This window comes from Bacillus salipaludis, from assembly GCF_004358205.1.
The window spans coordinates 1-9,270 of the sequence record NZ_SMYO01000047.1; the positions used below are offsets into that span (position 1 = coordinate 1).

Sequence of the window (9,270 nt, forward strand, 5' to 3'; positions counted from 1 at the left end):
CTCGGAGATGGACTTTCACCATCTGGGATTCAGTATCATCATCATCAACCAGTCGTTTCACCGAGATGACGTCTCTGTCAGATAATGAAAAGAAGAGTGTCGACTAGATCAACACTCCATGCGACTGCCCGTCGCACAAAAAGAGCCGCGGTTACGACTCTTTGATTCGCTAAAGCATTCGTTGAACATGAAGGCTTCATATCGTGTATGATCAATCCTGTATTATTTACTTTTTCAAAATTGTAAATTATTTCTCCAAAAGGTAAACCCCTTAATCAATTATTCCCATTGGCACCTGGCACCGCATTATTGGACAAATATTTATTTACAGAAAACATTTACTAAAAAGCCCTCATGAAATATCAATACCTATATTGTACCTATTAGAAATCCTGACAGTGTCGCTTTAAATGTAAAGATTTGTTCATCCTCTGTTCATATAGGAGGTATATTCTAAGTTTGTAAAAAAGAGATTGGAGGAATGAATTGTGATCCTTTCGTGGAAAGAAATGAAGAAAAATAAAGTAAGATTTTTGATATTAGGTTCAATTGTTTTTCTTGTTAGTTTACTAACTTTTATTATTTCTGGTTTGGCAAATGGATTATCACAAGACAATGCTGCATTAATTAAAGATTTACCACAAGGACAATTTTATATGACTAAAGATGCAGAGAAAACGTATAACCTGTCAAAAATAGATCGCAGTATCCAGAATAAAATATTAAACAAACAAAAAGATGCTGTAGCATTTTCTATTCAAATGGGTTTTCTAAATGATAAGGATGATAAACAACAAAGTGTTGCCTTTGTTACATCTACCGGTTCAAAGTTATTTAAAAATGTTAAACACGAAGAAATTATTTTAGATAGCTCCTTAAAAGATAAAGGTATAAAAGTTGGAGATACCTTAACGAATAATCAATTTAGTGGCAAGTTTATTGTAAAAGGTTTTGTTGATCAAAAAAAATATAGTCATGTCCCTGTTGCTTATATCAATATGGAAGATTACAAACAAATTTACAAGGTCAAAGAAATGCAATTAGTTTTCATCCCAGGAGGAGATTCTTCACAAGAATTCACTGGATTACAATCATTTTCACAGAAAGATTTTCTCAATACGATTCCAAGTTATAACGCAGAACAAATGTCTTTAAATATGATTGTTTGGTTTTTAGTGATCATTAGTGGAATGTTATTTGCAATCTTCTTCTATATGATGAACGTTCAAAAGATTGGTTTATACGGTATTTTAAAAGCAATTGGTGTAAAAACAAGTGATTTATTCAAAATGATGTGGACACAGATGATTTTTATTACAGTCATTTCACTAGCTATGTCTATTGCACTCAGTCAAGTCTTTAATATGATTGCACCTAAAGGAATGCCTTTTCATTTAACTTTTGAAACAACAGCTCAATTGTCTATCGTCTTTCTCGTTATCGGCTTTATTGGAGCGACACTCTCAGGTATACAAATAAAGAAAGTTGAACCATTACAAGCAATACAACAAGGAGAGGTTTAATATGACAATATTTACGATTGATGAAGTTAGAAAAACATTTACGAATGGGGAAGTAAAAGAAGAAATATTAAAAGGAATTAATCTTTCTCTAAAAGAAGGCGAAGTCACAGCATTAGTGGGTGCATCAGGATCTGGTAAAAGCACACTTCTTACAATCGCTGCAGGGCTTCAACCTGCCTCAAATGGACAAATCATATTTGAAGGAAAAAATATGACGACAATGAGTGCAGAACAAATCCGAAAAGTACGAGCAAATAAATTTGGTTTTGTCTTTCAATTTGCACACCTTGTTCCTTTTCTAACAGTCGAAGAACAATTAATGCTAATGCTTGATGTTTCTGAATCAACATTAAGCAAACAAGCAAGAATAGCAGAAGCTAATACCATTCTACAATTAGTTGGAATGGACCATCGAAAAAAAGCTTATCCGTCTTCATTGTCAGGTGGGGAGAAACAACGGGTTGCCATTGCTCGTGCAATGATTCATAAACCTAAAGTTCTCTTCGCAGACGAACCAACTGCAAGTCTAGATTCAAAAAGATCTAAAGATATTATGATATTAATAAGAGATTTAACCAAAACGTTAAATATTACTACCTTAATGGTTACGCATGACGAAGAAATGCTTTCTTACGCGGATCATATAATTAAAATGAGCGATGGTCTAATTTTACAGAACGAAGATTAATCCTGGAGCTTCAGGGGAAGAATTGAAGTCACGCTTATTAATATTTGGCTGTGGTAAAGAACAATGTTGATTGGAGCGGAAGGTGCGAGACTCCTCGAAAATGCTATCGCATTTTCTTCGTGCGTGAGCGTAATCAAGGATGTAATTCAATGTCCTGCGGGAGCAGCGGGACAGGTGAGCATCCTGGAGCGGAAATCAACAACTACGTTTAACAGAGCTTAATATTTAGTAACCAGCCTGCCGTATAGCGACGGGCTATTTTTTATATACCAGCTTAAAAATAAGTTAAAAAGCGACAGCTCTTGATGAGCAATCGCTACTTTTTAAGTAAATAACAAATGAGCAGAAAAAATTACTGTCGTAACTGTGATGATATTAAATACTGTAGACATTAAAACTGCATGTGCGGCATATTCAGCGGTAATCATAAACAGGGTTCCAGCGGTAACCTCCGTCAACAATTACCTTCTGCAATCAATTCATCAAAGTTGCACATTAATTTTCTTATAACAAAGTGCACTAATCAATCTGAAAATACATATAAATGCCTATAAAGTTTTTAATGACTATGTAGCTTGTACGGTACAACTGTCGTGTCGATGCTGAACTTCTTTAAAAATGAAATTCTCCATTTTATACGAACAGTTGAAAATATTTCCGCAAGCTTGTGTTGAGAGTGAGGTAAGTATTTTGCCGTTTAAACCACATCCCAATAATACTGCGATTGTAATTACAGACCCGCAAAATGATTTTATGAGTCCCGGAGGCAGAGGTTATCATCTAACAAAAGATAATATTGAAAAATACAACACTATACAAAACCTCGAGCTATTAATGAGAACTGCACTGAATAAAGGATATCAGCTTTTCATATCCCCCCATTATTTATACCCTCATGATTATGGCTGGCAATTTACAGGAAATGAACAAAATATGTTATTAGGCCTTAAAATGTACGAAAAAGCAAATGCGTATACACCACCGTCTGTAGGAGCTGATTTCGTTCATTCTTTCAAACCTTATATTTTTCATAGGAGAACCATCGTTTCCACTCCACACAAGGTTGCTAGCCCACAAACAAATGACTTGGTATACCAGTTACGGCAACATAGAAAAGAGAGGACGATTATTGCAGGGGTGCTTTCCAACATTTGTGTAGAGTCCCATATGAGGCATTTAATCGAAAATGGGTTTGAAACAGCTATTGTATATGATGCCACTGCAACGATAAGTGAAAAAGATTTTCAAGCAGCCGTTACCAATTATAAAGCCTTTGCCAGTGCTACTTGGACGACACAGGAAGCAATTTCAAACTTATAAAATAGTATGCTCAATGGTAATTTCATATAAAACTTGCCCGTACAGTCCCTAAGTTGGTGGCTTGGTCAGAATAAGGGCTTGGAATAACGTATGGCTTTAAGAGCGCAAAACCCCCTTCAATCTTGTTTGGAGGGGTAATTCTTGCAAAGATGAAACCATAACGATTTCACCCTAGCGCCCTTCCATTACTCCGACTTTAAAAGGATGTAATTCCACATCCATGACTCCGGTTTGAACAGCAGGGTCGTTTTCAAAAAATTTTTGAGCGTCTTCCGCAGATTCCGCTTTATAGATAATGATCCCATAAGCCCCATCTAAACATGGGCCAGATAAAACCACTTTACCTTCCGCGTACATCTGCCTAACGTATTCAAGGTGTTTTCCCATTATTGCCTTTTCCTCAGGAGTCATTGTTGCTAGCCAATTCTCCCGTTTTGCCTTGCCAATCGCCAAGAACTCAAGTTGTTCCATTTTCAACCACTCCTCAGTTGTCCTTTAATCAATCTATTTTTCCACAATAAATGGAATGGATACCTGAAAAATTTTGCCCAGGAACAACTTCAGAAGATATTTACCTCTTCAAGAATATGTTATAATAAAACTTATAACAGTATTGGGAGGAACATTATTTTTATGTCAGTCGAAATAGGCAGCAAAGTACAAGGTAAAGTAACAGGCATCACTAATTTTGGAGCATTCGTAGACTTACCAGATGGATCAACAGGTCTTGTGCATATCAGTGAAGTTGCGGATAGCTATGTAAAAGATATAAATGACCATCTCAAGGTAGGAGACCAGGTTGAAGTAAAAGTGATTAGTATGAAAGACGGAAAAACTTCCTTGTCCATAAAAAAAGCGATAGATAGACCTGAAGGACAAACCTCTTCTTATTCACAACAACGCCCACCACGCTCGGGCAGAGGTGATAACCGTTCCAAAGACTTCCGTCCAAAAGGTCAATTCAAACCAAAAGAAAGTTTTGAAGATAAAATGGCTCGTTTTTTAAAGACGAGTGAAGAGAATTTGTCTACCCTTAAACGAAACACTGGAGCAAAACAGGGCGGTAGAGGCGGAAGACGAGGATAATAATCAGTCTTTTTCTTCATTGAAATTAATGAAAGCTATTTTCTCTCTAAGTAGAAAATAGCTTTCACTCCATTCCAGTAGCTGCACCTGTTATTATTATTTTACCTCGTTCAATTCGATATACCCTTCATTACAGTCCTCATCCCTACATAGTTTGGATTAATAAAATTTCATCAATGATGGGAATTTCTTTATTCAATATAGTTAAGAGATTTCCTTCAATCTGATTGTCAATCTCACAAACCGTAATCGCCGAACCATTGATCTTTGAACGTTCATTTGCCATACGGGCAATATTTAACCCTTTTTGATAAAGAGATCCTGATAACTCGGCAATAACCCCTTTTCGATCGGAATGGCGGATTACAAGTGTTGGTCGTTCTCCGGAAAACTTTAACGGGTAATCATCCAATTCCTGAACTTCTACTTTGCCGCCGCCTAACGAACTTGCCAATACCTTTACCCTTCGCGTTGCCCCTAATAATTCTACTAGCACTGTATTCGGGTGGTAACTTCCAAGCACCCGTTTCGTAAACTCGAATTGTAATCCATTTTCTTCCGCAATGGAATTCGCATTTGGAATGCCTTCATTCATGGTTGTTAACCCAAGAACCCCTCCCAATAATGCTAAATCTGTGCCATGTCCTTGATAGGTTTCGGCAAAGGAACCCATCAGGGAGAACTTTGCAAATAATGGTTTTTCATTTAATAGCTGGCAGGCTATGTTGCCAATTCGAACAGCACCTGCCGTATGTGAACTGGATGGACCGACCATGACAGGGCCGATAATTTCATAGGCGCTTTGATATTTCGCCGGCCCGCAGCTGCTTGTCGTTTCGCTGAAAATCTGCGCCTTTAATTTTTGACCTGTCGGGGTGCCGGCCAGACCGCCAATCCCGGTTTCCCTTAGCGATTCAGGCATTTGCTGCCCGACTTCATGCATGACATGAATCACCTCATCAGGTGGAATGATGCTGACCACCCCTGCCAACGCCATATCTGCTGCAGCCTGCGCGGTAATCGCGTGTAATCCGTTCCGAACGATACATGGAATTTCAACTAGCCCGGCAACCGGATCACAAACGAGTCCCAGTGAATTTTTTAGAGCAATTCCGATGGCATTTCCAACCTGCTCGGGAGTACCACCGGCAAGCTCAACTAAAGTGCCAGCTGCCATTGCGGTTGCTGAGCCGATTTCCGCCTGGCATCCGCCGGCAGCTCCTGAAATGGAAGCTTTATTAGCAATCACCAAACCAAGGGCAGAGGCAGTGAACATCGACAATACGATCTGCTCTCGTGGGAATGTTCCGCTATCCAGAGCGTGAACGAGCACTGCCGGCAAGATTCCCGCTGAACCTGCAGTCGGTGTTGCTACAATCCGCCCCATTGCTGCATTAACTTCTGATACGGCCAACGCATTGGCGGCGGCGTTTAATGTCACGGGATTGATAAAGGATTTTCCATTTTCGGCATATTGGTGAAGACGGTACCCATCACCACCGGTCAAGCCGGTACGAGACATTACAGCACTTGTAGTCCCTTTGCGGACAGCCTCTTCCATTACCGTAAATTGCTCGGCCATTTTTTCGATAATCGCTTCCCGTGAAATGTTCTTTTGCTGTATTTCCGTTTGGATCATTAATTCAGCAATCGTTATGCTTTGCTGCTCGGCCAGTTCAATTAGTTCCCTTAAACTCATGAAAGACATCATACCACTCCTTAAAAAGGGGACGTTTCCGATAAGTAAAGCATTTTAACCATCCCCGCTGTGTGATCCTTTGATTTTTTTATATTAAACCGCTTTCGGTTTTGTGCCTTTTTCGTTTTCAAGCATCGTCTAACGGTACGCGTTTTTCCATTTTTAACAGATAGAAAATACCTGTCATGAGGGCAAGGAATGCAATTCCCACGATTAACGGGATACGCGTGCTTGGATTGATAAACATACCGACAAGGACCACTAGTAAAAAGACAATCGTAGCATAGTTGCTATACGGTGCAAACGGCATTTTAAATGGATGTTTTTCCATTGCACCAGCATTTACTTTTCTAAATTTGATTTCACTGATGAGCAGTACAAACCATGGAATCATTCCTGGGAGTACACTCGCACTATATACATACACGAAGATCGATGGCGGTGCAATAAAGCTTAACACAACTCCAAGGAGCAAGCCGACTAAAACCGTTAAGGTTGAATATACAGGAACTTTATTTTCCGATAATTTGGCAAAAATCTTTGGTGCTTGTCCATTTTTCGCCAATGTGTAAAGCATCCGTGTGGCGCTAAAGATACCGCTGTTACAGCCGCTCATTGCTGCCGTGATCACAACAAAGTTAATAATGCCGGCTGCAGCCGTAATTCCAATTTTGGCAAAAACCGAAACGAATGGGCTGCCAATTTGATTGAGCTGGTTCCAAGGGTAAACAGTTACAATGACAAAGATCGCACCGATATAAAAAATTAAAATACGCCAAACGGTTGTACTCACAGCATGTGTGATGGTTTTTTTCGGATTTTCTGCCTCTCCAGCCGTAATACCAATCAGTTCCACTCCTTGATAAGCGCCGATTACGATGGAAAGGGCAAAAAAGAATCCTTTAAAGCCGCCGGTGAAAAAGCCGCCATTTTTCCATATGTTCGAAAATCCAATTGCATGGCCACCATTCCCGAAGCCAAAGAGAATAATGCCAATACCAGCAATAATTAACAAGATAATCGTTAATACTTTAATTAATGAAAACCAGAATTCAAATTCACCAAAGTTTTTAACCGAAATCATGTTGGCAACACCAAGAATCACCATTGCGACTACCCCAGGGATCCATGTTGGCAGATGTGGGAACCAATAATTCATATAGGAACCAACCGCGATGATTTCAGACATGCCGACAATGATCCATTGGAGCCAATAGCTCCAAGCTGTCAAATATCCAGCTAAAGGATGGATATATTTATTGCCGAGGTCAGCAAATGAACCGGTAGTTGGTTCCAAATAAAGCATTTCCCCCATCGAGCGCATAATGAAAAATAGGAAGAGACCGGCAACTGCATAGGCAATCATAACGGATGGGCCCGTCCATTTAATCGTACTGGCGGATCCCATAAATAACCCAACCCCGATGGTGCCACCCAAAGCAATCATTTGGATATGACGCGATTTAAGGCCACGCTTTAATTCCTGTTCTTTTGACATAAACGGTCCTACTTTCCCTCATTGGATTTTTTTAACCTCTTCCTCTTTTTGTGTTTCTATCTTTTATACCAATATAGGTTCCCCAAATGGAAGGTTGTAATATTAAAGGCGTTCCGATGTTTAAATCTCGATGAATCCGTTTCCATAATTGAATAATTGAATTAATTGCATCTGGCATATACATCATATCCAAGTAAGTACCTTTCACTATATAGGATGTGTATTTTTTGTTTTTTAACGCTTCATAGAAAATATCAACCGCATTGTCTGTCGTTCCTCCACCGATGTGTTTTGTAAGAAATCAATCCGGAGAAGCTGACGTCGCGTCACCAACACCAAATTTTGCAAAATAAAAACGCCTTGCCACGTTGGGCAAAGCGTTGATATTAAAGCGTTTAACGATACCGGTGGTCGGGGTCGAACCGACACTCCTTGCGGAACACGATTTTGAGTCGTGCGCGTCTGCCAATTCCGCCACACCGGCAAAATAAAACAAACAGGGGTAGTAGGAATCGAACCCACACTGAAGGTTTTGGAGACCTTAGTTCTACCTTTAAACTATACCCCTAAAGTGGTGGAGGGGGACGGATTCGAACCGCCGAACCCTGAGGGAGCGGATTTACAGTCCGCCGCGTTTAGCCACTTCGCTACCCCTCCATCTATAAACAACAATAAAATAATGGCGGAGGAAGAGGGATTCGAACCCCCGCGCGGTTTAACCCGCCTGTCGGTTTTCAAGACCGATCCCTTCAGCCGGACTTGGGTATTCCTCCACTATTTTAAAAATAATATGGTAGCGGCGGAGGGGATCGAACCCCCGACCTTACGGGTATGAACCGTACGCTCTAGCCAGCTGAGCTACACCGCCATATTTCAATTATTAATCTATTTTCTGTTATGGCGCGCCCGAAAGGAGTCGAACCCATAACCTTCTGATCCGTAGTCAGACGCTCTATCCAATTGAGCTACGGGCGCATTTATTGGAAAAAAGTTTACGTTGCAAGAAAACTTGGTGCCGAGGACCGGAATCGAACCGGTACGGTAGTCACCTACCGCAGGATTTTAAGTCCTGTGCGTCTGCCAGTTCCGCCACCCCGGCACTTTTGGAGCGGAAGACGGGATTCGAACCCGCGACCCCCACCTTGGCAAGGTGGTGTTCTACCACTGAACTACTTCCGCATTTATTTAAGTGATTTGCTCTTTTAAAAATATGGTGCGGGTGAAGGGAGTCGAACCCCCACGCCTTGCGGCGCCAGATCCTAAGTCTGGTGCGTCTGCCAATTCCGCCACACCCGCATATAAAAACAGCCTGGCAACGTCCTACTCTCACAGGGGGACAGCCCCCAACTACCATCGGCGCTGAGAAGCTTAACTTCCGTGTTCGGTATGGGAACGGGTGTGACCTTCTCGCCATTATTGCCAGACTATTTATTTGAGGTATCATTCCCTCAAAACT

8 protein-coding genes, 9 tRNA genes, 1 rRNA gene and 1 pseudogene are annotated in these 9,270 nt (G+C 40.6%); 4 read left to right on the plus strand and 15 right to left on the minus strand.

Annotated features, from left to right (window positions below; all coding sequences use genetic code 11):
* Window positions 1-488: 488 nt before the first annotated feature.
* Both E2K98_RS29310 and E2K98_RS29315 read left to right on the plus strand, forming a co-directional pair.
* Window positions 489-1,523, plus strand: coding sequence for an ABC transporter permease (locus tag E2K98_RS29310; RefSeq protein WP_133340423.1), 1,035 nt, complete (start codon window positions 489-491; stop codon window positions 1,521-1,523).
* 1 nt (window position 1,524) lies between these two features.
* Window positions 1,525-2,211 carry an ABC transporter ATP-binding protein gene (locus E2K98_RS29315; protein WP_133340425.1) on the plus strand — a complete coding sequence of 229 codons (687 nt, stop codon included), beginning with the start codon at window positions 1,525-1,527 and terminating at the stop codon, window positions 2,209-2,211.
* 323 nt (window positions 2,212-2,534) lie between these two features.
* Here the strand turns inward: E2K98_RS29315 and E2K98_RS32175 are convergent, their stop codons facing one another.
* The gene (locus E2K98_RS32175; RefSeq protein WP_268884151.1) at window positions 2,535-2,669 is read right to left on the minus strand and encodes a hypothetical protein; all 135 of its coding nucleotides are present in this window, start codon (window positions 2,667-2,669) and stop codon (window positions 2,535-2,537) included.
* Window positions 2,670-2,901: 232 nt separating this feature from the next.
* Here E2K98_RS32175 and E2K98_RS29320 point away from each other — a divergent pair, with 232 nt between their 5' ends.
* Complete coding sequence (locus tag E2K98_RS29320; protein ID WP_133340427.1) at window positions 2,902-3,531, plus strand: isochorismatase family cysteine hydrolase; 630 nt, start codon at window positions 2,902-2,904, stop codon at window positions 3,529-3,531.
* Window positions 3,532-3,702: 171 nt separating this feature from the next.
* On the opposite strand, the gene E2K98_RS29325 is transcribed toward E2K98_RS29320, so the two are convergent.
* Window positions 3,703-4,002, minus strand: coding sequence for a YciI family protein (locus E2K98_RS29325; protein WP_133340429.1), 300 nt, complete (start codon window positions 4,000-4,002; stop codon window positions 3,703-3,705).
* A gap of 162 nt (window positions 4,003-4,164) precedes the next feature.
* On the opposite strand from E2K98_RS29325, the gene E2K98_RS29330 reads away from it, so the two are divergent.
* Window positions 4,165-4,617, plus strand: coding sequence for a S1 domain-containing RNA-binding protein (locus tag E2K98_RS29330; RefSeq protein ID WP_133340431.1), 453 nt, complete (start codon window positions 4,165-4,167; stop codon window positions 4,615-4,617).
* 145 nt (window positions 4,618-4,762) lie between these two features.
* Here the strand turns inward: E2K98_RS29330 and sdaAA are convergent, their stop codons facing one another.
* The 13 genes and pseudogenes from sdaAA to rrf form a co-directional block, all read right to left on the minus strand.
* Window positions 4,763-6,325 carry an L-serine ammonia-lyase, iron-sulfur-dependent, subunit alpha gene (gene sdaAA / locus E2K98_RS32265; RefSeq protein WP_133340433.1) on the minus strand — a complete coding sequence of 521 codons (1,563 nt, stop codon included), beginning with the start codon at window positions 6,323-6,325 and terminating at the stop codon, window positions 4,763-4,765.
* A 118-nt stretch (window positions 6,326-6,443) separates the two neighbouring features.
* Complete coding sequence (locus tag E2K98_RS29340) at window positions 6,444-7,814, minus strand: amino acid permease (RefSeq protein WP_133340435.1); 1,371 nt, start codon at window positions 7,812-7,814, stop codon at window positions 6,444-6,446.
* Window positions 7,815-7,909: 95 nt separating this feature from the next.
* Window positions 7,910-8,169: pseudogene (locus E2K98_RS31930) on the minus strand (UDP-glucose 4-epimerase); the annotation flags it as partial.
* Between the two features lie 47 nt (window positions 8,170-8,216).
* A tRNA-Leu gene (locus tag E2K98_RS29350) sits at window positions 8,217-8,298 on the minus strand.
* Between the two features lie 13 nt (window positions 8,299-8,311).
* Window positions 8,312-8,382 (minus strand) — tRNA-Trp (locus tag E2K98_RS29355).
* Window positions 8,383-8,386: 4 nt separating this feature from the next.
* A tRNA-Tyr gene (locus E2K98_RS29360) sits at window positions 8,387-8,471 on the minus strand.
* Between the two features lie 23 nt (window positions 8,472-8,494).
* Window positions 8,495-8,587, minus strand: a tRNA-Ser gene (locus E2K98_RS29365).
* A gap of 18 nt (window positions 8,588-8,605) precedes the next feature.
* Window positions 8,606-8,682, minus strand: a tRNA-Met gene (locus E2K98_RS29370).
* A 30-nt stretch (window positions 8,683-8,712) separates the two neighbouring features.
* Window positions 8,713-8,789: transfer RNA gene (locus E2K98_RS29375), tRNA-Arg, on the minus strand.
* Window positions 8,790-8,824: 35 nt separating this feature from the next.
* Window positions 8,825-8,913 (minus strand) — tRNA-Leu (locus E2K98_RS29380).
* 5 nt (window positions 8,914-8,918) lie between these two features.
* Window positions 8,919-8,993, minus strand: a tRNA-Gly gene (locus tag E2K98_RS29385).
* A gap of 32 nt (window positions 8,994-9,025) precedes the next feature.
* Window positions 9,026-9,110, minus strand: a tRNA-Leu gene (locus E2K98_RS29390).
* Window positions 9,111-9,121: 11 nt separating this feature from the next.
* Window positions 9,122-9,238 (minus strand): 5S ribosomal RNA (gene rrf, locus E2K98_RS29395).
* Window positions 9,239-9,270: the final 32 nt, after the last annotated feature.

What these genes read in the sequence shown, in the direction of transcription:
- E2K98_RS29325 (WP_133340429.1), bottom strand. Translation starts at nt 4,002, where the DNA reads ATGGAACAACTTGAGTTCTTGGCGATTGGCAAGGCAAAACGGGAGAAT.
- E2K98_RS29330 (WP_133340431.1), top strand. Translation starts at nt 4,165, where the DNA reads ATGTCAGTCGAAATAGGCAGCAAAGTACAAGGTAAAGTAACAGGCATC.
- sdaAA (WP_133340433.1), bottom strand. Translation starts at nt 6,325, where the DNA reads ATGTCTTTCATGAGTTTAAGGGAACTAATTGAACTGGCCGAGCAGCAA.
- E2K98_RS29315 (WP_133340425.1), top strand. Translation starts at nt 1,525, where the DNA reads ATGACAATATTTACGATTGATGAAGTTAGAAAAACATTTACGAATGGG.
- E2K98_RS29340 (WP_133340435.1), bottom strand. Translation starts at nt 7,814, where the DNA reads ATGTCAAAAGAACAGGAATTAAAGCGTGGCCTTAAATCGCGTCATATC.